The sequence below is a fragment of the Amycolatopsis sp. NPDC050768 genome, from assembly GCF_040654155.1.
Taxonomy (GTDB): domain Bacteria; phylum Actinomycetota; class Actinomycetes; order Mycobacteriales; family Pseudonocardiaceae; genus Amycolatopsis.
Genome location: NZ_JBFAHL010000001.1, coordinates 968,898 through 990,376, shown reverse-complemented (window position 1 = coordinate 990,376; position 21,479 = coordinate 968,898). Strand labels below are relative to the sequence as shown.

The following is a 21,479-nucleotide window of genomic DNA, read 5'->3' as shown; positions in this document are numbered from 1 at the left end:
GACATAACTGTAACTTGGTTAGCTCTGTCTTGTCACAGTATGCGGCGGGGCGAGCACGTTGCCGTGGTGGAGTGATGCAGGTCTCGTGCCAACGAGAAGAAATAACCCAATGAGCTACACGTCTGTCCTTGGCGAAGGTCACGGTCCACAAGGGACCGTCAATGCCGCGTGACCTCCGCCAGCTCGAACTCCATCAGGCCGAGGGAGACGAACGGCAGCTGCGCCAGCTTGGCTTCCGCGTCTTCGCGTGAGGCGGCTTCGACGACGTTCACCACGCCCGGGCCGGGTTGCAGGAAGAAGACTTCCTGGATGAAGCCCTCGGCGCGCAGGCGGTCGAACTCGCGGACCTCTTCGGCCATGTGGGCGGCGGTTTCTTCGGGGCGCAGGATTCGGCCCGTCGCGAGGAAGTACATGGTTTCTCCTGGTCAGTGGCCGGATTTGCGGGCGCGGTGGGTCGCGACGTTGGCGCGGTTGCCGCAGAGCTCATAGGAGTGCCAGCGGCGCGTGCGGCTGCGGGTGGTGTCGTAGAAGACCTTGGCGCACTCGTGGTTGGCGCAGATCCGAAGGCGTGACCAAGTGCCGTTGGCCACGAGCTCGGCGACGTGCAGCGTGATGCCGCCGACGACCGCGTCGCCGGTGATCTGGTGGGGGACGACCTCGCCGGGGGTCGAGAAGTCCTGGGTGAAGGCGACGCCCGACGTGCGTTCGGTGAACGTCGTCCAGGCCTCGGCCGGGTCTTCGGTGGTCAGGAGCGTCATCAAGTTGCCCCGCAGGCCGCGGACGAGGTCCAGGCGCTGGGGCGGGATGGCGCCGGCGTCCTGGCCGAAGGGGGCCAGCAGGGTGTGGGCGAGGGCTGGGTCGTCGAGTTTGTCGGCGTGGATGGCGTAAGCGCGGGAGTTGAGCAGGTCCACGACCGCGGCCGCGGTCGACGGGACGCTCGCCTCCGAGGCGGCAGTGGTGGTCATGGCGTCAGCGTACGTGAAATGGTCTTTTTTGAAAAGATCTTTACAGCTCCGCCGGAAGGGTGCTAGAACGGTAATCGTCAAAGTTCCGAAGACGATTACGGAACACCTTCACTTCAAGGGGAACTCCCATGAGTCAGCTCATCCTCACCGGCGTCGGCGACGCCAACATCCGCATCGAGCGCAACGCGGACCTGGCACTCGGCGACGGCGACGTGCTGGTGACCCTGGAGGCCGCGCCCGTGAACCCGGCCGACTTCCTGCTCGCCAACGGCTGGTACGGCGTGCAGCCGCAGATCCCGAGTGTGCTCGGTTCGGAGGGTGTCGGCCGCGTCGCGAGCGTCGGCCCGAACGTGGACGCGGCGCTGGCCGGCAAGCGCGTGGTCATCCTGCCGACGTACGAGCAGGGCACCTGGGCCGACCAGGCCGTGGTGCCGGCGCGCAACCTGGTTGTGGTCCCCGACGACGCCGACGCGCGGCAGCTGGCGATGCTCGCCATCAACCCGGCGACGGCGTACCTGCTGCTCAGCCGCTACGTCGACCTCAAGCCGGGCGACTGGATCGGACAGAACCTCGGCAACTCGGCCGTCGGGCAGGCCGTGGTCGCGCTGGCCAAGCGGGCCGGCGTGAAGACGCTCAGCATCGTCCGGCGCGAGGACGCCGCCCAGCAGGTGCGCGACCTCGGCGGTGACCTGGTGCTGGTCGATGGCGAGGACCTCGGCGAGCGCATCGCCGGCGCGTTGGACGGCGCGCAGCTGAAGCTCGTGCTCGACGGTGCGGCCGACGCCACCGCCGGCGCGCTGGCCACGGCGCTCGAGTTCGGCGGCACGGTGGTCGCGTACTCGTCCGCGACGGGCGCGGCGGCCCAGCTGCCGCTCGGCGACCTGATCTACCGCGAGCTGAACCTGCGCGGGTTCTGGCTCATCAACTGGATCCGCACCGCGCCGCGTGAGGAAATTCAGCGCGTTTACGGCGAGCTGGCCGACCTCGTCGCGAAGGGCGTGCTGAGCGCGAAGGTCGAGGCGACGTACCAGCTCGAGGACTACCAGGCCGCGTTCGACCACGCTCGCAAGCCCGGTCGTGCGGGCAAGGTGCTGTTCACGTTCTGAGAGTGGTGCTTCGGATGTCGGGACTTCCTTGACATTCAGGAAGACGACCGGTCATATTTAACCCGGTGCGGGCGCGGCCGACCTCCAGCGGCGGCGCCCGCACCCACCCTTCACGGAGAAGAAATGCCTACCTACCAGGCGTTCCAAGTCACCGGGACGCGCCAGTTCGAGCTGGTCGAGCGCACTCTCGTCGAGCCACTGCCGGGCCAGGTCCGGATCCGCGTCGAAGCGTGCGGCATCTGCCACTCCGACGTCGCGGCCGTCGAGGGGATGCGCGAAGACCCCTCGGCGCCGATCGTGCCGGGCCACGAGGTCGTCGGCGTGATCGACGCGGTCGGGGCCGGGGTGCACGCGTGGCACGTCGATGACCGCGTCGGCGTCGGGTTCCTCGGCGGCCACTGCGGCGAATGCGAGCGGTGCCGCCGCGGCGACTTCATCAACTGCACCGACCAGCCCTACACCGGGACCACAGTGGACGGTGGCTACGCCGAATACGCGTACGTGCGCGCCAGCGGCCTGGTGCGCGTGCCCGAAGGGATGGACGCGATCACCGCCGCGCCACTGCTGTGCGCCGGACTGACCACGCTCACCGCGCTGCGCTTGGCGGGTGGGCGCCCGGGTGCTTTGGTTGCGGTGCAAGGGATCGGCGGGCTGGGGCACCTCGCGGTGCAGCAGGCCAAGCACCTCGGCTTCCGCGTCGCCGCCATCGCGCGCGGCACGGACAAGGCCGAGCTCGCGACCGAACTGGGTGCCGACGTCTACCTCGACAGCACAGCCGAAGACCCCGGCACGGCCCTGCAGAAGCTGGGCGGCGCGGAAACGATCGTCGCGACGGCGGTCAGCGGCGCGTCGATGTCTCCGCTGGTCACGGGCCTCGCGCCGCAGGGCCGTCTCATGGTGGTCGGCGCCGCACCCGACCCGATGTCCGTGCAGACCATGGACCTGATCTTCGGCACCCGCACGATTGCCGGCAGCCTCACCGGCAGCGCGATCGACAACGAGGACAACCTCGCCTTCAGCCTCGCGCAGGGCATCCGTCCCTACACGGAGGTCCGCCCGTGGGCCGAGGCGCCGAAGGCGTACGACCACATGATGACGGGCCACGCCCGGTTCCGGGTCGTGCTCGACCACGCTGCTTGACCGCCTGGTCGGGAAACCCCGGGGACGCCTGAGGTTCCCGACCAGTGGTACGGGCCGACGGAGTGACCGCACGGGCATGGCGTCGGCGAGTGCCCGACCGTGCTGCCTCAGCGGCCGGCCGGGGCATTCCGCGGACGCCCGGGATTTTCGGTCGGGGAAGTGACCTGCGTGGGTCTGGTGTCGGGGAGCGCCAGACCGCGTTGCACAGCCCGCCGGCCGGAGAACCATGGGGACGCCTGGGGTTTCCCGGCCGGCGGCGTTCCGAGCCGTTGCGCGAGGCGCATCGGTGGTGGCCGTGACGTTGCCGGGGAGGGCCGTGGGCGAGGTGCCCCGCCTGCGGTGGTGGTGCGCCAGAGGCTTCGCCGCTCGGCAGGCGCGCTCGACCCTCGGCCATCACCGGCCCGCGAGCGCGGTTTCTCCGGCGGACTGCGACGAATCGCCGACTCACACCCCCGTTCGGACGAACTCGTGGCCGGACATGTCTTCCAGGGTCACCGCGGCGACTTCCGACGCGGGCATGCTGGCGGAGCCGTACAGCTCAGCCCCGTCACCCGTGGCCGAGGTCGAGAACTGCCAGCCCCCCGTGAGCTGGCGGGTGCCGTCCTTGCCGAGGACGACCAGGCGGCACTGGGTGCCGTCCGGAAGGCCTTGGACGTGGGCCTCCACGCGGACCCAGCCGCTGGCCGGGGTGACGGCGGCAGAGAGATGGGTGGGACCGGCGGAGCCGGTGAGCAGCACAGGGTCGGGCCTGGGTGCGACGGCCAGGTCCGGGTCGGGGGCGGCGGCCGGGAGCAGCGGCGGTGCGGTGCCGGCGTGGCCGAGCAGCGCGCCGAGGCCGAGCGCGGCGGCCGCCACGGCCACGGCAGCCATGGCGGCCAGCGTTCTGCCGCGCCGGCGCGCACCCGACGCTTCGGAGCGCACCTGCCGCAACGTGCGTTGCAGCAGTAGGTCCGCGTCGTCGGGTGGGCCGTCGAGGAGCAGTTCGGGCGGGATCGCCTCGAGGAACTCCTGCATCTCGCGCACTGATTCCACCTCCTTCCGGCAGTGCTCGCAGGTCATCGCGTGGGTGTGGTCGAGGGGGTCGTGGTTCACGCGGCACCCACCGGTTGCCGACCGCCGAACGATTCGCGCAGCAGGCGCAGGGCGCGGTGCGAGCGCGACTTCACGGTGCCTGCCGGAATGCCCAGCTGCGCTGCGGCTTCCGGCACCGTGTGGCCACGCAGGTACACCTGCTCCAGCACCTCGCGGTGTTCGGGCGACAGGCCGTCGAGCGCCTCCCGCACCACGATCGAGTCGACCACCGCCGAGGAGTGGTCACGTGCGACCGGCACGGTCGTCGGCGATTCGGCGACCTCCGTTGGCCGGGCCGCGCGCGCCCGGACCTTGTCGACGACGAGGTTGCGTACGACCGTGAGCAGCCACGCCCGTACGGAACCCTTGCCGTTGACCAGGCTGTCCGGGTTGCGCCACGCACGGACCAGCGCCTCCTGCACAACGTCCTCCGCCGCCGCGCGGTCGCCAAGCAGCCGCGTGGCGTAGGCGAGCATCGCCTTGCCGTGTTCGGCGAACAACGTCCGCACGAGTGCCTCGTCGGCCACCTGCCGGCGGGCTCGCATCCCGGTCATCCGTCACCACCCTCTCGTCCGTTGCTCTGAAAACGGACGCCGGCCTGGGGGTGGTTCACCGATCTCGAAGATTTTCTACCCGTCGTCCGGAGAGCGCACCGGCTTCACGTCGACCACGGGGGTGCCGTCGATCGCTTCGAGGTGCGAAACGAGCACGCGCAACCCGTCGACCTCGACGATCTCCGCGCGGTGCAGCCCGATCGGATTCGGCCGCGCGGGCGAGCGTGTGCTGAACACCCCGGCCATCGCGCGCGTCGGATCGCTGCGCGGGCGCACGGACAGCACCGAGCGGTCGGCCAGGTGCAGCCAGGTGAACACGAGCACCTGCTGACCGGCTCGCAAATCGCGCAAGCCTTCGCCGACAGACGGAGAAAACACCAGCCACGCCGGGGGCGCGCCTTCATCAGGTTGTTTCGGCGCCCCGTCGAGGTCCGTCAACGAGGATTCGACATGGGCGATGGGCTGGAGCTCGAAGTGGGTCATGCCTCGGAAGCTACCGCCGCCATCCGACAACAACCGGCCACGAAGCCGAAATGGACCAAGGTTGTCCACAACGCCCGAACGGCTGTGGACAACCTTGGGGACCCAGCGGTGACAGGGGATGAGCGCGCCACCGCCGGGGGGCGAAACGGGTTAGACAGCCGCCGGCTCGGCGGGGATTTCCTCGATCTGCTCAGGCGCCGGCCGGGTTTCCTCCACCGGACGACGCCGGGTGCGGTTCAGCAGCAGCCGCGTCACATCGGGCCGCGAGTAGTGCCCGACCGGGTCCGCCGCCGCCTTCGCGATCGGGATCGCCGAAAGATCGATGTCCGCGTACAGGATTCCTTCCTCGTCCTCCGCCAGCGGCTCGGCGAGCGGGCTGCCGTCCGGGCCGAAGATGCGCGCGAACCCGCCGCCGCGCTGGAGCAGCTGTTCCTTCATCGGGGTGTCGCAGAACAGCTCCATCCCGGCGTCACCCACGAGCGCGCACGGAGCGATCACGAAACACTGCCCCTCCACCGCGTACATGCGCGAAGCCGACGTGTTCACCTCCGCCCCGAGCGCGTACGCCGCTCCCTTGTAGACGGAGAAGCTCGGCCACGAAGCCACGTGCACCTGCTCGTCCATGCCGTACATCGCGTACTTCGTGAGCGGCTGCAGGTGCTCCCAGCAGCACAGCGCGCCGACGCGGCCGATGCCGGCGACGTCGTGCACCACCAGGTCGGAGCCGTCGCCCTCGCCGTACACCGTGCGCTCCACGAACGTCGGCTTCAGCTTGCGGCGGGCGCCGACCAGCTCGCCGTCGGCGGAGATCGTCGCCTGCGCCATGTACAGGCTGCCGCCCGACTGCTCGGAAAAGCCCATCACCACGTTGATGCCGTGCTGCTTCGCGCCGTCGAGCAGCCGCTTGAAGCGCGGGCTGTCGAGGCTGATCGAGTTTTCGTGGTAGCGGCCCACGAACTGCATGCCCCACGCCGGCGAGTCGAGCCACAGCCACCACGGGTACCCCGGGACGAACGTCTCCGGGAAGGTGATCAAACCGGCGCCGTTGCGCGAGGCCTCGGCCATGAGTGCGATCGACTTGTCGATGGTCGCGTCGGCGTCCAGCCACACCGGCTCCGCCTGCACGGCCGCTGCCTTGAAAGAGCCCGAGTAGGTGATCACGCGCTGTCCTTCCCTTCGCCTGCCTGTTCGGCCGAAGGTAGGAGCACCCGAACCCAGTGGCTTGCCTCACAGCGCACCGGGGGTTGACGGAGAGCGCACGGCTGGTGTGTCGCGCCCGGATCAGCGCATACTTGCTGCTCAGGTGGTGGTGCGATGAGCATGGTGCTGACAACCGACACGCAGCCGGAGGCCGAACGCGTGGCCTTCTGGCACGAGGTCGTGTGCCGTTCGTTCGTGCCGCTCAACGTCGCCACTCCCGACGCCGAAGCGTTCTCCGGCTCCGTCGCCAATGACCGCCTCGGCCGCGTCCAGCTCTCCACCGTGCACGCCGCCGCGCAGCGCGTCCGCCGGACTCCGCGGCTCGTGGCCGAGGCGGGCGACGAGTTCGTGCTCCTCGGTTTGCAGCGGCTCGGCCCCGGCGTGGTCACGCAGGACGGCCGCCGCGCCGTGATCCGCCCCGGCGACCTGGTGTTCTACGACGCCGCGCGTCCGTACGAGCTGTGGTTCCCCGGCGAGTTCGAGATGAAGGTCTTCATGGTGCCGCGCCGGTTCCTCGGCGTCGGCGACGCGGATCTGCACCGCGTCACGGCCACCACGCTGCGCCCCGACGCCGGCGTGCCCGCGCTCGCCTCGCCGTTCCTGGCGCGGCTCACCGCGGCCGAAGGCGCGGCGGGCGAACGGCTGGCCGCGTCGGCGTTGAACCTGCTCGAATCGCTGGTCCTCGACGGCGCCGAAACGCCCGAGCCGACGCTCCTGCTGCGGATCCGCACCTTCATCGCCGACCACCTCGGCGAGCCCGACCTGTCGCCGGCGACGATCGCGGCCGCGCACCGGATTTCCGTGCGCTACCTGCACAAGCTCTTCTCCGCCGACGGCGTGTCCGTCGTGCGCTGGATCCAGCAGCAGCGGCTGGCGGAATCGCGCCGCGACCTGGGCCGCACCAGCGCGACGGTCGCCGCCATCGCCCACCGCTGGGGCTTCTCGGACGCTGCGCACTTCAGCCGTTCGTTCAAGGCGGCCTACGGGGTTTCACCACGGGAGTGGCGGATCGCTTCCGCTCCCGGCCGGGGCGGCGCAGACTGAGCCGATGGCGCTCGGGCGCTTCGCGGTGCGGGTCGACGGAGTGGTGCAGGGCGTAGGGTTCCGGCCCTTCGTCCACGGGCTCGCGCGGCGGTTCGGGCTCACCGGCTTCGTCGGCAACGACAGCCGCGGGGTGTTTGCCGAGGTTGAAGGCGCTTCCGAGGCACTGAACGCCTTCGTGACGGCGTTGCGGGACGAGGCGCCGCCGTTGGCTGTGGTCGACGACGTGCGGGTGACGTCAGTGTCGGCCACGGGATCAATCGGCTTCGAGATCGTCGCCAGCCCGGCCGGAGGCGAAGCGGCGACGTTGGTGTCCGCGGACAGTGCGACCTGCGCGGAGTGCCTGGCCGAGCTGCGGAATCCGGGGGACCGAAGGTACCGGTACCCGTTCGTCAACTGCACCAACTGCGGGCCGCGGTTCACGATCGTGCGCGGGGTGCCGTACGACCGGCCGTTGACGACGATGGCCGGGTTCGCGTTGTGCGCGGAATGCAAGCAGGAGTACGAAGATCCGGGTGATCGGCGGTTCCACGCGCAGCCCGTGTGCTGCCCGGTTTGCGGGCCACGGCTGGAGTTCTCGGGTGGCGGGGAGCCGATCAGGTCCACTGTGGACGCATTGGCAGCGGGCGCGGTGGTCGCGGTGAAGGGACTCGGCGGTTATCACCTCGCCGTTGACGCGGCGAACGAAACGGCCGTCGCCGCGCTGCGCGGCAGGAAACACCGCGAGGACAAGCCGTTCGCCGTGATGGTCCCCGATCTCGCGGCCGCGCGGGAGATCGCGGAGGTCGACGAGGTCGCCGCGGCAGTGCTGACCGGGCACCGGCGGCCGATCGTGCTGCTCCCACGCGTCGCGAACGGACCGCTCGCGCGCTCGGTGGCGCCCGGCAACCGACGCGTCGGGGTCATGCTGCCGTACACGCCGCTGCACCACCTGCTGCTCGGTGATCTCGGCCGGCCGATCGTGCTGACCAGCGCGAACGTGTCCGACGAACCCATCGTCTACCGCGACGAAGACGCCTTCGAGCGGCTGTCCGGGATCGCCGACGCCTTCCTCACGCACGGCCGGGCCATCCACACCCGAACCGACGACTCCGTGGTGCGGGTGTGGCGCGACCGGGTGCAGCTGCAGCGCCGTTCGCGTGGTTACGTGCCGGAGCCCGTGACGCTGCGCTCAAGGCTCCCCGAGCACATCCTGGGGTGCGGCGCCGAACTGAAGAACACGTTCTGCCTGGCCAAGGACACCCACGCGTTCCTCTCCCACCACATCGGTGACCTTGACAACTACGAGACGTTCAAGGCCTACGAGACCGGCATCGCGCACTTCCGCGAGCTGTTCGACCTCACGCCGACAGTCGTCGCCCACGACCTGCACCCCGAGTACCTGTCGACGAAATACGCCCTGGACCTGGACGACGTCGAGCTCGTCGGCGTGCAGCACCACCACGCCCACATCGCCTCCTGCCTCGCCGACAACGGCGAAGCCGGCCCCGTCCTCGGCGTCGCGTTCGACGGCACCGGCTACGGCACCGACGGCACGCTCTGGGGCGGCGAGTTCCTCAAAGCCGACCTCGCCGGGTTCGACCGTCTGGCGCACCTCGCGCCCATCCGGCTGCCCGGCGGCACCACGGCCATCCGCCAGCCCTGGCGCATGGCCGCCGCCTACCTCGACGCCGCAAACATCCAGGTGACAGCCCTGCGAGCCCGCCACGAAGACCAGTGGGAAGACGTCCTCCACCTCGCCCGCACCGGCCTGGCTTCCCCTCTGACGTCCAGCGCCGGCCGGCTGTTCGACGCCGTCGCCGCCGTGCTCGGCGTCCGCGACGAGATCAACTACGAGGGCCAGGCCGCCGTCGAGCTGGAGCAACTCGCCGATCCGGCAGAACGCACCGCTTACCGCTGCGAGCAGACCCCGGCGGGAGTGTCCGGTGTGGACTTGCTCCGAGCCGTCGTCGAGGACCTCGACCACGGCACCCCACGCCCGGTCGTCGCCGCCCGTTTCCACAACGGCGTCGCCGAAGCCATCACCGAAACCTGCACGCGGCTCAGGGACACGACAGCACTCACGACCGTCGCCCTGTCCGGCGGCGTCTTCCAGAATCTTCTTCTCCTGGAAAGAACCGTGGAATCATTGGAAGACAAGGGTTTCCGGGTCCTCACCCACTCCCGTGTGCCGACCAACGACGGCGGCATCAGCCTCGGCCAGGTCGCTGTCGCAGCCAGCCGTACCACTCGTCCAGGCCGTCACCCCGGGTCGCGCTGATCTCCACCACGCGCGCGTCCGGGTTGACGTGCCGCAGGTCGTGCAGGAACTCCGGCACCGAGAACGACACATACGGCAGCAGGTCGATCTTGTTGAGCAGCACCAGATCCGTCGATGCGAACATGTGCGGGTACTTCAGCGGTTTCCCCGGCCCCTCGGTCACGGACATGATCACCACGCGCGCCGCCTCGCCGAGGTCGAACAACGCGGGGCACACGAGGTTCCCGACGTTCTCCACGAACAGCACCGAACCCCGCGCCGGCGCCAACGTGTCGAGCGCGCGCGAGAGCATCGTCGCGTCGAGGTGACAGCCGGCGCCGGTGTTGATCTGCACGACCGGCGCGCCCGAAGCCTTGATCCGGTCGGCGTCCAGCAGTGTCTCCTGGTCACCTTCGACCACCGCGAGCGGCACTGACGCACCCAAAGCGTGCACGGTCTGTTCCAGCAACGTCGTCTTGCCCGCACCAGGGGAACTCATCAGGTTGACCGCGAAGACCCCCAGCTCGGCAAGCCGTGAGCGGTTGTGCCCGGCCAGGTGGTCGTTCTTGGCCAGCACGTCCTGCTCCAGCAGCACCGTGTGAGAACCCTCCGCGTGCGAATGATCATCGGCGTGGGAATGGACCGCCGCGTCATCCGAACAACCACACGTCGCACACACCTCAAACCACCTCCACGGACTTGATGCGAAGCTGCCGTCCCGCCAGCACCTCGACGTTCGCGCTGCCGCACGCGCACAGCAGGATCGGGTCGTCGATCCCGAACTCCGCCCCGCAGTCCCGGCACGCGGCCCGCCCGGGTGGCTCGTCGATCTCCAACTCCGCGCCCTGCAACGACGTCCCCTCGCACACCACGTCGAAGCAGAACCGCACGCTGTCCGGCACCACGCCGGACAGCCGCCCGATCTCCAGCCGCACACTGCGCACGGCCTGAGACCCCAGCCGCGAGACGATCGCGTCCACGACGCTCTGCGTGATCGACATCTCGTGCACTAGCAGATCCTCGGCAGCGGGTCGCCCACCAGCATGTCCACGATCCGTGTGCCGCCGAACGCGGTGTTCAGCAGCACCAGGCCCGGCGGATCGTCGGCCACGCGGCCGATCACCGCCGCCTCCGCGCCGAGCGGGTGCGAACGCAGCGCGGCCAGCGCGGCGTCGACCTGGGCGCCGTCGACGAACGTCACGATCCGGCCCTCGCACGCCACGTACAGCGGGTCGATGCCCAGCAGCTCCGACGCACCGCGCACCTCGTCGCGCACGGGCACCGCGTTCTCGTCGACGATCACCGCGACCTCGGCGGCCTTGGCGACCTCGTTGAGGATCGTCGCCACGCCGCCGCGGGTCGCGTCGCGCATCGCGCGCACGCCGGGCACCGCCGCGAGCAGCCCCGCCACCAGCCCGTGCACGGGCGCGGTGTCGGACTCGATGTCGGCGTCGATGTCCAGCTCGCCACGGGCCAGCATGATCGTGACGCCGTGGTCCCCGATCGGCCCCGACACCAGCACCGCGTCGCCCGGTCGAACCGAGGAAACCCCCAGCCCCGAACGGATCGAGACGCCGATGCCGGCGGTGTTGATGTACACGCCGTCGCCCTTGCCGCGCTGCACGACCTTCGTGTCCCCGGTGACGATCTGCACGTCGGCCGCGAGCGCCGCCGCCTTCATCGAGTCGACGATCTTCAGCAGGTCCTCGACGGGGAAGCCTTCCTCGAGGATGAACCCGGCCGTGAGGTAGAGCGGCCGCGAGCCGGACACAGCGAGGTCGTTGACCGTGCCGTTCACGGCCAGGTCGCCGATGTCGCCGCCGGGGAAGAACAGCGGCGACACCACGAACGAGTCCGTGGTCAGCGCCAGCTGCGCCCCGCCGATGGCGAGCGCGGCCGCGTCCTCCAGCGGCTCCAGCAGCGGGTTGCGGAACGCGTCGAGGAACACCGCCTCGATCAGCGTGTGCGTCGCCTTGCCGCCCGAGCCGTGGGACAGCGTGATGCGCTCCTCGCGCACCTTCGCGCGCCGCCGCCGGGCGCGTTCGATGCGATCGAGCACCTGCTGCTCGCGTTCCGTGGTGGTCATGCGTGGCTCGCCTCCCGCACGCGCTTGCGGCTGAACCGGCCGAAGTTGTAGTACGCCGCGCACGCGCCTTCGGGCGAGACCATGCAGGTGCCGATCGGCGTCTCCGGTGTGCACGCCGTGCCGAACACCTTGCACTCCCACGGCTTCAGCACGCCCTTGAGCACCTCACCGCACTGGCACGCCTTGGGATCCGCCACTCGTACGCCCGGCACGTCGAAGAGGCGCTCGGCGTCGAACGCCGCGTACTTCTCGCGCACGCGCATCGCCGAGTGCGAGATGAACCCGAGGCCGCGCCACTCGAAGTACGGCCGCAGCTCCATCACCTCGTTGATCACCTTGAGCGCCACGAGGTTGCCGTCCCACGGCACCACGCGTGAGTACTGGTTCTCCACCTCGGCGCGGTCTTCGGACAGCTGCACCATCAACATATAGATCGACTGCAGGATGTCCAGCGGCTCGAACCCGGCCACCACCACGGGCTTGCCGTAGTCGCGCGAGATGAACTCGTACGGCCGGCAGCCGATCACCGTCGAGACGTGGCCCGGGCCGAGGAACCCGTCGAGCCGCAGGTCGGGCGAGTCGAGGATGGCTTTGATGGCCGGCACGATCGTCACGTGGTTGGCGAACACCGAGAAGTTCGGGAGGCCCTCGTCGGCCGCACGCAGCAGCGTCATCGCGGTCGACGGCGTGGTCGTCTCGAACCCGATGGCCATGAAGACCACCTGCAGGTCGGGGTTCTGCCGGGCGATCTTCAGCGAGTCGAGCGGCGAGTACACCATCCTGATGTTGGTGCCCTCGGCGTTGGAGTCGAAGAAGTTCCCGCCCGAGCCCGGCACGCGCATCATGTCGCCGAACGAGGTCATCAGCACCCCGGGCCGGCGCGCGATGCTGATCGCGTCGTCGATGCGGCCCATCGGGATCACGCACACCGGGCAGCCCGGGCCGTGCACGAGCTCGACGCTCTCGGGCAGGTAGTCCTCGAGGCCGTGCTTGTAGATCGTGTGCGTGTGGCCCCCGCACACCTCCATGAACTTGTAGTGCCTGCCGGGCTCGCACAGCGCGGTGATCTTGGCGGACAGCGCCCGCGCCTTGTCCGCGTCGCGGAACTCGTCGACGAACCGCATGAGCGCTCCTAATCGATTCTGGACTCGAGCAGGGCGGCCATCTCGTCCTCGTACGCCTTCCCGATGCTCTCCAGGAACTCCAGCGCCGCGGCGGCCTCCTCCTCATCTATTTTGGACAGTGCGAACCCGACGTGGATGAGGATCCACTCACCGGGCTCGGGTGGGTCGTCGGCGAGCAGGCCGATGTTGATGGCCCGCTTCACCCCGCACACCGAGACTTTCGCGAGGTCCGGACGTTCCTCGCTAATCTCGATGATCTCGCCCGGAATGCCGAGGCACACGGCTATTTCCGGCTCATGTCGACGTAACGCTGCACGTCCGGCTTCACCTGCATGGCGATCCACGCCACCACGCCGACGAGCACGATCAGCAGCAGCAACCGCTTGAGCATGGTCAGACCTCCGTCTTGAGGGTGTCTTCCGGGAGACGCGGGGTGGTGCCCCACGCCAGTTCCTTCACGGCGCGCACGGCCGCGGGCACGGCCGCCGCGACCTCCTTGCTGAGCCCGATCCCGGACTCGACTGACTTCGGCTCGCAGCCCACGATCAGCACGCGCCCCGCGTCGCCGCCGAGCAGCCGCAGCAGGCGGAACACCGCCTCGGGCTGCATGCCGTGGGCGTCGATCACGGGCGCCGCCGCCATCGCGTCGACGTCGGCCTCGATCAGCGACAACGTGCCCGGCTCGACCCCGTGCGGCGTCGCGTCGAGCAGTATCGTGGTGTCGTAGCCACCGAGCAGGTCGTAGGCCAGATGCAGGCCGGAGACGCCGTAGTCGGCGATCTGCACCCACTCCGGCAGCACTTCGTGTTCGAGCTGCTTGAGCACTTCGACGCCGAAGCCGTCGTCGCCGAGGAAGATGTTGCCGATCCCCGCCACCAGCACCTGTGGTCTCATGTCGGCTCCAGCTCGTCAGGGGAGAAGTAGCGGAAGCGGCCGTGGGCGTTCTGCAGGTCGGCGCCCGGGTCGTCGTCGAGCGTCACGGCCACGTGCGTGGTTCCGTCCACATCGGACAGCACCGCGCGCACAGTGGCGACGCGGCCGGTGAGGAACATGTCCTGGGCGTCGGCACCACGCAGGTTCGGGTGCAGCCGCACGCGCGAGCCCGCGGCCACGCGGACGCCGGCGACCACGACGCCGTCGGTCTCCGGGGAGACGGACGCGTCGGCCCCGGGGTCCCACCAGGGCACGTCGGGGTTCACCGGCAGATCGGTTTCCTCCCCGGTCACCGAACGCAGGTATCGCACCGTCCCGTGCAGCCGGTCGAGCAGCTCCTGCGGCAGGTCGTCCACGCGGTCCAGCAGCGCGGCCGCCCGGGGATCCGTCGCGCGGGCCTGGCGCTTCTCCTCGTCGGTGAGCGCCATCGTGCGCAGCGTCAGGATCTCGTCGATCTCCGTGCCGTCGAAGAGCTCACCTGGGCTTTCGGGCGCGATCGACGGGTCGTCGTAGAGGATGATGGGGGACGCCAGCATCACCCCGCTTCGCGACGACCCGCCGATCAGCACCGGCCACACGCGCTCGTTCACACACGCCTCGACGGCCGGCTTCGCCCATTCGGGCGGGTCGAGCATCGAGAGGAAGTGGCCCGAGTCCACCGCCAGGATCACGTGCGCGGCGAGCAACGCCCTGCGCAGCGCCGATTCGCGGACGCCGTCCGACGGCCACGCACTCGTGTTGCGCAGGTCCAGTCGCAGCCGCGTGCCGCCGAAGGGGCCGTCGAGCGCGTCGAGGCGAGCCGTGAGCGCGCCGGTCAGCGCGCCGGAGCGGCGCACGAGCGTGCAGTGGTTGCCCACGCACTCGCGCGTCTCGGCCGGCGGCACGGAGAACGGCAGCTCCACGGGCTGCGCGAGCAGCTCGGCCACGGGGACCACGAAGTTCAGCTCGTGCTCCACGGCCTCGTCCCACGTCGTGTAGTCCTTGCCGGCCACGGTCGCGGAGTCGACGAACCCGTGGCCGTCGTGCACCAGGCGCTCCTGGGCCTGCAGGAACCGCAGCGTCAGGTGCACCGAGGTGTGCTTGCGGGGCTCCAGCAGGCACTCCGTGCGTGAAGTCGCGTACTCGCCGCGCTCCTCCGACGCATACGTTGGCGGCATCAGCACACCCCACTGCCAGCGCACGCGGTTCTTCCGCGCCGACGCGCGGTACGGGTAGAGCAGGTACCCCTCGTACAGCACGGCGTCGCCGACGGCGCGAGCCTGGTCGAACACGCTGGTCACGGGCCATCACCCACGTTCGCCAGCAGGTGCTCCATCGCCGCGTCCCAGGTCGGGATGGCGTGGCGCGACTTGTACCGCAGCAGCGCATCGACGGTCTCGCGGTGCAGCTTCAGCCACGCGACGTTGGGGAAGTACTGGTTCATCAGCTCGTCCCACGCGGCGATCGGCATCCGGCACTCGGCTTCGGTGTGCCACGGCACCGGCTCGACCCAGAACCCCGGGCCACCCTTCGCGAACACCGTGCCGCTGAACAGCAGCACGAGCGGGACCACACCGTCGGCGAGCGCGTGGAAGTACTTGCCGGCGGCCACTTCCAGGTCGTACGTGCAGGGCACCTCGAGCTGGAACTCCGTGGTGCGCGTGAAGCTCGGCACCATCACCGCCACGGTCGCGAACTGGAACGGCCGCAGCGTCTCGCCCCAGCGCGCCGGGTCGCCGAACAGGTTCGTGAGCAGCTCCGACTCCCCGCTGCTGTAGCGGCGCCGCTGCGGTTCGATCCGCAGCTGGACTCGCAGCACCAGCGCGTGGATCGGCTGGGCGGTGAGCTCGGTGATCTTCATGCTGAACGCGAGCGTCGGCGACGCCGCGTACTTCACGGGGCGCACGTCCAGGCAGTCGAAGGTGAGCTCAGCCATCCGCGGCGACCTCTCCGCGGGCGCGAAGGTCGGCGAAGAAGCTGTCGATGGCTTCGTGCGCTTCGTCGCCGCCGTCGAATCCGCGCCAGTGCAGGCGGACCAGGCCGACGAGCTCGTAACACACGTCGATGGGCACGAGGAAGGCCTCGAACCCGACGTCGTGCTTGTTGATCAGCACCGCTTCCACGTCGGGGGCCACGGTGGCGAACTCGGGCTCCTCCCGCAGCAGCTCCGTCCACGTGTCCAACGGCAGCAGCGACTCCGTCGCGCCGGCCGGGCTCGGGTAGAACGCGACCGCGCGGTCCTGCACCGAGTTGTAGAACAGGAACGCCATCCGCACGGGGATCCCGGCTGTCTCCCACAGCGTCGCGCCGGCCGGGAACCGCGCGGCGTGCCGGTAGCGGGTCGGCACCGCGCGGTGGCGCAGGCCGCCGGCACCGGTGTGGGTGAACAGGAGGTAGCAGCCCCGGCACGTGCACATGATGGTGCGGGATTCGAGGTCGATCACGTGCCCGTGGCCGATGCCGATCGGCTCCGTGCACAACTCACACCTTTCACCGCGCGCCGGTCGTTCGGCCGGTGTCAGGAACTTGCGCAGACCGCCCGTCATGCCTGCTCCACGGGGACCGGGCACTCGATCGCTTCGAGCGGCAGCAGCGGACGTCCGCCCGGGCCGGTCTCTTCGGGCACCACCCCGGCCACGACGACGTCGGTGAGCTCCGGCGCAGCCTCGCGCACCACGCGTTCGATCGCCATCTTCGCCGTGACGGTCGAGGACGGGCAGCCGTCGCACGTGCCCTGCAGCTGCAGCCGCAGCACGCCTTCGGCGTCGATGCCGACGATGTCGACGTCTCCGGAGTGCGAACCCAGGTAGGGCCGCACCTCGTCGAGCGCCTCGCTGACGCGGTCCAAAGTGGACTTCGGGTGCAGGTCGTGGAGGACCAGCAGCCCACGTACGTGGTCGTCGCCGGCGAGGCGCTCCAGCAGCACCTCGCCGGCGACGTCCTCTCGCAGGACGGACACGATCGTCGTCAGGCCGGCGCCGTAGAACTCGAGCAGCGTGTGGACGAGGTCCTCGGCCCTGTCCGCCACGGTGCTGCCCGCCTCCGCCGCGAGCTCACCGAGGAGCTGCTCGATGCGTTCGCCGACCTGGCCGATGTCGCGCTCCGTCATGGTTCAGAACACCTCTCCGCCGAATGCGTGGGGGGTGTGGATCCGGTCGAGCGTCTTGCCCTTGCCGGTGTACATGTGCACGCCGCAGGGCAGGCAGGGGTCGAAGCTGCGCACGGCGCGCATGATGTCGATGCCCTTGAAGTTCTCCTGCGTGTTCTCCTCGAAGATCGGCGTGTTCTGCACCGCGTCCTCGTATGGGCCCGGTGTGCCGAAGGAGTCGCGCACGCTGCCGTTCCACGGCGTCGGCGGGTACGGGTGGTAGTTCGCGATCTTGCCGCCCTTGATCACCATGTGGTGCGAAAGGATCCCGCGCACCGCCTCGGTGAACCCGCACGACACGCCTTCCTCGGGCACCTTGAACGGCTCCCACGTCTTCGTGTTGCCGCTGCGGACCTCGCCCAGCGCGCGTTCCGCGAAGTGCAGCGCGAGGCCGGCCGCATACGCCTGGAAGTACGTGCGCGCCCGGTTGCGTTCGAGCGCGTTGCTCCACTTCGGGATCTTCCACTCGAAGCTGACCTCGGGTTTCGTGGCCGTGCGCGGGAGGTTGATCACCACGCTGTGGCCGGTGGACTTCACGTAGTCGGTGTCCACGAGGCCGGCCAGCGCCGTGACCCACAGCCGGGCGATCGGGCCGCCGCCGGTGTCGAGCGCGAGGTGGTCGGTGCCGTCGAACCAGCGCGGCGACATCGTCCACGAGTACTTGTCGTCGAAGTCGCGCTTCTGCGGGCGCGGGATCGTGTGCTGGTTCCACGGGTGGCGCGCGTCCACGGGGTTGCCCAGCGGGTCGTGCGTCACGAACTTGTCCATGCCCTCCCAGTCTTCGTAGAAGGACGAGCCGAGCAGGATCCGGATGCCGAGGTTGATGTCGAGCAGGCTCGTGGTGACCAGCTTGCCGTCGACGACCACGCCGGGCGTGACGAACATCTTGCGGCCCCACGACTCCATGTTCTCGTAGGTGAAGTCGCAGTACTGCGGATCGTTGAGACTGCCCCAGCAGCCGAGCAGGATGCGCCGGCGGCCGACCTCTTCGTAACCGGGGATGGCTTCGTAGAAGAAGTCGAACAGGTCGTCGTGCATCGGCAGGCAGCGCTTCATGAACTCGACGTAGCGCATCAGCCGGGTGAGGTAGTCGGTGAACAGCTGCACCGTCGCGATCGTCCCGACGCCGCCCGGGTACAAAGTGGACGGATGGACGTGGCGGCCTTCCATGAGGCAGAACATCTCGCGCGTGGAACGGCTGACCTGCAGGGCCTCGCGGTAGAACTCGCCCTCCAGCGGGTTGAGCGAGCGCATGATGTCGCCGATGGTCTTGTACCCGTGGTCACGCGCGTGCGGCGCCTCGGTGCGGTTGGCCAGCTCCAGCACGCCGGGGTTGGTCTCGGCCACCATCTTCTCGCAGTAGTCGACCCCGACCAGGTTCTCTTGAAAGATGTTGTGGTCGAACATGTACTCGGCGGCCTCGCCGAGGTTGATGATCCACTCGCCGAGGTGCGGCGGGCGTACGCCGTAGGCCATGTTCTGGTTGTAGACCGAGCACGTGGCGTGGTTGTCGCCGCAGATCCCGCAGATGCGGCTGGTGATGAAGTGCGCGTCGCGCGGGTCCTTGCCTTTCATGAAGATGCTGTAGCCGCGGAAGACCGAAGACGTGCTGTGGCACTCGACGACCTTCTTGGCCGCCCAGTCGATCTTCGTGTAGATCCCGAGGCTGCCGACGATGCGCGTGATCGGGTCCCAGGCCATCTCGACGAGGTCGGTTTTGCCCTTGGTGCTGATGCCCTTGTCGCTTTCCGTTCGCGTCATGTCCCCAGTCCTTTCAGCGCCACGAGGAGCGGTAGCCGGTCTCGAGCTGCTTGCCCTTGTGCCGCCACTTGGGTTCGGCATCGGCCTTGCGTTCGGTGATCTTGCGCAGGCGCCGGATCACCGAGCCGTACGCGCCGCTCGCGAGCGAGGAGATGTGAGCGCCGGGCGGTTCGTCCATGAACGGCATGAACTTGTCCGGGAAGCCGGGCATGGTGCAGCCGATGCAGATGCCGCCGACGTTCGGGCAGCCACCCACACCGTTGATCCAGCCGCGCTTGGGCACGTTGCACTTCACGACCGGGCCCCAGCAGCCGAGCTTCACCAGGCACTTCGGCGAGTCGTACTCCTCGGCGAACTGGCCCTGCTCGTAGTAGCCGGCGCGATCGCACCCCTCGTGGACTGTCGCGCCGAAGAGCCACTGTGGACGGAGGTGGTCGTCGAGCGGGATCATCGGCGCGTGGCCGGCCGCCTGGTAGAGCAGGTAGGTGAGTGTCTCGGAGAAGTTGTCCGGGTGCGTCGGGCAGCCGGGGATGCACACGATCGGCAGGCCGGCTTTCGATTTCCAGTCCCAGCCCAGGTAGTCGGGCACGCCCATCGCGCCGGTGGGGTTGCCCTCCATGGCGTGGATGCCGCCGTACGCGGCGCACGTGCCGGCCGCGACCACAGCGAGGGCCTTGGGCGTCAGGCGGTCGAGCCACTCGCTCGTGGTCATCGGCTGGCCGGTCGCGGGGTTGTTGCCGAAGCCGCACCAGTAGCCCTCAGCCTTGATGGCCTCGTTGGGAATCGATCCTTCCACGACCAGCACGAACGGTTCCAGCTCGCCGCGGTCGGCCTTGTAGAACCACTCGATGAACGTGTCGGCGCCCTTGTCCGGACCGCACTCGAAGTCGATCAGCGGCCAGTGCACCTGGATCTTCGGCAGGCCGGGCAGCGCGCCGAGCACGATCTCCTCGATGCTCGGCTGCGTGGCGGCGGTCAGCGCGACCGAGTCGCCGTCGCAGGACAGTCCGGCGTTGATCCACAGGATGTGGATGGGCTTCTCTTCTTCTTGGGCATGGGTCACGGCTGTTCACCCTCGAGGTCGTCGAGCGCACCGAGGGTGAGTTCCCACAGTGCGTGGTAAAGGGTCGTCTGGGCTTCTTGGATGCGGTGCACGGAAGGCGACGGCACCACGAAGAGGTGGTCGATCGAGTGCAGCTCGGCCATCTTGCCGCCGTCGTACCCGGCGATGCCGACGGTGACGAGGCCGCGGCGCGCGGCCTCGTCGAACGCGGACAGCAGGTTCGCCGAGTTCCCGCTGGTTGACAGCCCCACGGCGATGTCACCGCGGCGGCCGAACGCGGCGACCTGCCGGGAGAACACGACGTCGAACCCGATGTCGTTGGACAGGGCGGTGACCACCGCGATGTCGTTGGTGAGGCCGAACGCGGGCAGTGGCCTCGCATCGCCGTCGGGGCTGTCGGGGCTGAGGAACAGGCTCGCGAGGTCCTGCGCGTCGGTGGAGCTGCCGCCGTTGCCGAAGGCCAGCAACCGGCCACCGCCGGCGAACGCCTGCGCGAGGTCCCGCGCGCACGCGGCGAGGCGCTCGCCGTCGGTCTCGAGAACCTGACGGCGCAGCGCGACGATCTCGCGGGCTTTCTCCACAGTGGACTGTCGGACCTGGGTCAGGACGGCGTCGAGGTCGCTCGTACCCGAGTACAGGAACGGGTACAGCTCCTCGAGTCCACTTGCGCCCACGGAATCCCTTGCCATGGCCGCTCAACTCCCTCGGCTATTCGGGAATCTCCAGACGTGCGATGGCTTCGCCGGCGTGGACGAGGATGCGATCGCCGACACCGGCTTGCACCAGTGCGACGCTCACTTCTTCCCTGCCTTGGCCGGTATCCACGACTGCGAACCCGAGGTCCAGGAGTTCGACGACGGTCACTTCGACTGCGATATCGGAACAGGTGATGCACACCCCGTCGTGACAGGCGGGGGCCGGTGCTCTGTCGGCGTCACGGGCGTTCACGTCGCCACCTCCGGTGCGAGGACACCGGGCTGTTCGAAGAACACGTGCACGAGTTCCCACAGGACGTGGTAGGTCGTGACGTGGATTTCCTTGACCACGCGGGGGTCCTCGGAGCGCGCTCGCAGCACGTGGTCGGCCGTGATGGTGCCCGGGCCGGTCCCGCCCGTGAGCGCGACGGTGAGCATCCCCAGCTCACGGGCGGCTTCGAGGCCGCGCCGGACGTTGGCACAGTCGCCGTCGGACGAGATGCCGAGCGCGATGTCCTGCGGCTCGGCGAGGAACTTGATCTGGTAGGCGAAAATCTCGTTGAGCCCTCGGCGGTTCGCGACGCTGGTGAGGGTCGCGACATCGGCCGTCAGCGAAATTGCCGGCAACGCCCGCTTTCCGACGATCACGGGGTGCACGAACTCCACGGCCACGTGCTGCGCATCGGTGCCCGCGCCCCCGTTGCCGAACACCACGAGCTTCCCGCCGCGGTGGAACCGCTGCGCCATCCCGTGACACGCCTGGGCCACCGCCTCGGCTTGCCCGCCCAGCTCTCCACCCGGCACGACGCGGCGCTCGAAAAGCGCCGCCACCGCACCGGGAGAAGTACTCGGAGAGCCGACCATGGCGGCACTTCCCTACGCTCGGTGGTG

The 21,479-nt window shown here is 69.3% G+C and carries 25 protein-coding genes; 4 read left to right on the top strand and 21 right to left on the bottom strand.

Translation table 11 applies throughout. The features are described from left to right. Nucleotides 1-158: 158 nt before the first annotated feature. On the bottom strand, nt 159-413 hold the full coding sequence (locus AB0H62_RS05095; protein WP_360584201.1) for a hypothetical protein: 255 nt from the start codon (nt 411-413) through the stop codon (nt 159-161). Nucleotides 414-425: 12 nt separating this feature from the next. Further along, entirely contained in the window at nt 426-965 is a 540-nt protein-coding gene (locus AB0H62_RS05090) for a CGNR zinc finger domain-containing protein (protein ID WP_360584199.1), read from the bottom strand. A gap of 128 nt (nt 966-1,093) precedes the next feature. On the opposite strand from AB0H62_RS05090, the gene AB0H62_RS05085 reads away from it, so the two are divergent. Beyond that, the gene (locus AB0H62_RS05085) at nt 1,094-2,071 is read left to right on the top strand and encodes a zinc-dependent alcohol dehydrogenase family protein (RefSeq protein WP_360584197.1); all 978 of its coding nucleotides are present in this window, start codon (nt 1,094-1,096) and stop codon (nt 2,069-2,071) included. A 123-nt stretch (nt 2,072-2,194) separates the two neighbouring features. Continuing rightward, entirely contained in the window at nt 2,195-3,211 is a 1,017-nt protein-coding gene (locus AB0H62_RS05080; RefSeq protein WP_360584195.1) for an alcohol dehydrogenase catalytic domain-containing protein, read from the top strand. A gap of 444 nt (nt 3,212-3,655) precedes the next feature. Here AB0H62_RS05080 and AB0H62_RS05075 read toward each other — a convergent pair whose 3' ends face one another. The 4 genes from AB0H62_RS05075 to AB0H62_RS05060 all read right to left on the bottom strand — a co-directional run bounded on the left by AB0H62_RS05075 (nt 3,656) and on the right by AB0H62_RS05060 (nt 6,480). After that, the gene (locus AB0H62_RS05075) at nt 3,656-4,303 is read right to left on the bottom strand and encodes a hypothetical protein (protein ID WP_360584193.1); all 648 of its coding nucleotides are present in this window, start codon (nt 4,301-4,303) and stop codon (nt 3,656-3,658) included. Beyond that, nucleotides 4,300-4,836, bottom strand: a complete 537-nt coding sequence (locus AB0H62_RS05070; protein WP_220245715.1) for a sigma-70 family RNA polymerase sigma factor — start codon at nt 4,834-4,836, stop codon at nt 4,300-4,302. The genes AB0H62_RS05075 and AB0H62_RS05070 overlap by 4 nt, the downstream gene beginning before the upstream one ends. A gap of 75 nt (nt 4,837-4,911) precedes the next feature. Next, the gene (gene tsaA, locus AB0H62_RS05065) at nt 4,912-5,319 is read right to left on the bottom strand and encodes a tRNA (N6-threonylcarbamoyladenosine(37)-N6)-methyltransferase TrmO (protein WP_220245716.1); all 408 of its coding nucleotides are present in this window, start codon (nt 5,317-5,319) and stop codon (nt 4,912-4,914) included. A 150-nt stretch (nt 5,320-5,469) separates the two neighbouring features. Further along, nucleotides 5,470-6,480 carry a carbon-nitrogen hydrolase family protein gene (locus AB0H62_RS05060; RefSeq protein WP_255638597.1) on the bottom strand — a complete coding sequence of 337 codons (1,011 nt, stop codon included), beginning with the start codon at nt 6,478-6,480 and terminating at the stop codon, nt 5,470-5,472. Between the two features lie 153 nt (nt 6,481-6,633). Here AB0H62_RS05060 and AB0H62_RS05055 point away from each other — a divergent pair, with 153 nt between their 5' ends. Together AB0H62_RS05055 and hypF are read left to right on the top strand one after the other, a co-directional pair. Continuing rightward, nucleotides 6,634-7,563 (top strand): helix-turn-helix domain-containing protein, encoded by a 930-nt coding sequence (locus AB0H62_RS05055; RefSeq protein WP_220245717.1) that lies wholly within the window; start codon nt 6,634-6,636, stop codon nt 7,561-7,563. 4 nt (nt 7,564-7,567) lie between these two features. Continuing rightward, nucleotides 7,568-9,820 (top strand): carbamoyltransferase HypF, encoded by a 2,253-nt coding sequence (hypF, locus tag AB0H62_RS05050; protein ID WP_360584189.1) that lies wholly within the window; start codon nt 7,568-7,570, stop codon nt 9,818-9,820. Here hypF and hypB read toward each other — a convergent pair. The 15 genes from hypB to AB0H62_RS04975 all read right to left on the bottom strand — a co-directional run bounded on the left by hypB (nt 9,750) and on the right by AB0H62_RS04975 (nt 21,452). After that, nucleotides 9,750-10,394, bottom strand: a complete 645-nt coding sequence (hypB, locus tag AB0H62_RS05045; RefSeq protein WP_255638598.1) for a hydrogenase nickel incorporation protein HypB — start codon at nt 10,392-10,394, stop codon at nt 9,750-9,752. The two genes, hypF and hypB, sit on opposite strands and share 71 nt — an antisense overlap. 85 nt (nt 10,395-10,479) lie before the next feature. Beyond that, the gene (gene hypA, locus AB0H62_RS05040) at nt 10,480-10,809 is read right to left on the bottom strand and encodes a hydrogenase maturation nickel metallochaperone HypA (RefSeq protein WP_220245720.1); all 330 of its coding nucleotides are present in this window, start codon (nt 10,807-10,809) and stop codon (nt 10,480-10,482) included. After that, the gene (gene hypE, locus AB0H62_RS05035) at nt 10,809-11,885 is read right to left on the bottom strand and encodes a hydrogenase expression/formation protein HypE (protein ID WP_220245721.1); all 1,077 of its coding nucleotides are present in this window, start codon (nt 11,883-11,885) and stop codon (nt 10,809-10,811) included. The genes hypA and hypE overlap by 1 nt, the downstream gene beginning before the upstream one ends. Next, complete coding sequence (gene hypD / locus AB0H62_RS05030) at nt 11,882-13,009, bottom strand: hydrogenase formation protein HypD (RefSeq protein ID WP_220245722.1); 1,128 nt, start codon at nt 13,007-13,009, stop codon at nt 11,882-11,884. The genes hypE and hypD overlap by 4 nt, the downstream gene beginning before the upstream one ends. 8 nt (nt 13,010-13,017) lie before the next feature. Further along, complete coding sequence (gene hypC, locus AB0H62_RS05025; protein ID WP_220245723.1) at nt 13,018-13,290, bottom strand: HypC/HybG/HupF family hydrogenase formation chaperone; 273 nt, start codon at nt 13,288-13,290, stop codon at nt 13,018-13,020. 112 nt (nt 13,291-13,402) lie between these two features. Beyond that, complete coding sequence (locus AB0H62_RS05020) at nt 13,403-13,903, bottom strand: hydrogenase maturation protease (RefSeq protein WP_360584186.1); 501 nt, start codon at nt 13,901-13,903, stop codon at nt 13,403-13,405. Continuing rightward, nucleotides 13,900-15,222 carry a hypothetical protein gene (locus AB0H62_RS05015; protein WP_360584184.1) on the bottom strand — a complete coding sequence of 441 codons (1,323 nt, stop codon included), beginning with the start codon at nt 15,220-15,222 and terminating at the stop codon, nt 13,900-13,902. Before AB0H62_RS05015 ends, AB0H62_RS05020 begins: the two co-directional genes overlap by 4 nt. Continuing rightward, a complete protein-coding gene (locus AB0H62_RS05010; RefSeq protein WP_220245726.1) occupies nt 15,219-15,857 on the bottom strand; it encodes a DUF6084 family protein in 639 nt (212 codons plus the stop codon). The genes AB0H62_RS05015 and AB0H62_RS05010 overlap by 4 nt, the downstream gene beginning before the upstream one ends. Then, nucleotides 15,850-16,401, bottom strand: coding sequence for a DUF5947 family protein (locus tag AB0H62_RS05005; protein WP_255638599.1), 552 nt, complete (start codon nt 16,399-16,401; stop codon nt 15,850-15,852). The genes AB0H62_RS05010 and AB0H62_RS05005 overlap by 8 nt, the downstream gene beginning before the upstream one ends. A 62-nt stretch (nt 16,402-16,463) precedes the next feature. Further along, a complete protein-coding gene (locus AB0H62_RS05000; protein ID WP_220245728.1) occupies nt 16,464-17,030 on the bottom strand; it encodes a NifU family protein in 567 nt (188 codons plus the stop codon). 3 nt (nt 17,031-17,033) lie between these two features. After that, the gene (locus tag AB0H62_RS04995) at nt 17,034-18,830 is read right to left on the bottom strand and encodes a nickel-dependent hydrogenase large subunit (protein WP_220245729.1); all 1,797 of its coding nucleotides are present in this window, start codon (nt 18,828-18,830) and stop codon (nt 17,034-17,036) included. Nucleotides 18,831-18,843: 13 nt separating this feature from the next. Next, the gene (locus tag AB0H62_RS04990) at nt 18,844-19,893 is read right to left on the bottom strand and encodes a hydrogenase expression protein HypE (protein ID WP_220245730.1); all 1,050 of its coding nucleotides are present in this window, start codon (nt 19,891-19,893) and stop codon (nt 18,844-18,846) included. Then, nucleotides 19,890-20,582: an SIS domain-containing protein gene (locus AB0H62_RS04985; protein ID WP_220245731.1), complete on the bottom strand. Its 693-nt coding sequence runs from the start codon at nt 20,580-20,582 to the stop codon at nt 19,890-19,892. Before AB0H62_RS04985 ends, AB0H62_RS04990 begins: the two co-directional genes overlap by 4 nt. Nucleotides 20,583-20,601: 19 nt before the next feature. After that, nucleotides 20,602-20,790 carry a HypC/HybG/HupF family hydrogenase formation chaperone gene (locus AB0H62_RS04980; RefSeq protein WP_220247300.1) on the bottom strand — a complete coding sequence of 63 codons (189 nt, stop codon included), beginning with the start codon at nt 20,788-20,790 and terminating at the stop codon, nt 20,602-20,604. 47 nt (nt 20,791-20,837) lie between these two features. Then, nucleotides 20,838-21,452, bottom strand: a complete 615-nt coding sequence (locus AB0H62_RS04975; protein ID WP_360584179.1) for an SIS domain-containing protein — start codon at nt 21,450-21,452, stop codon at nt 20,838-20,840. Between the last annotated feature and the right edge of the window lie 27 nt (nt 21,453-21,479).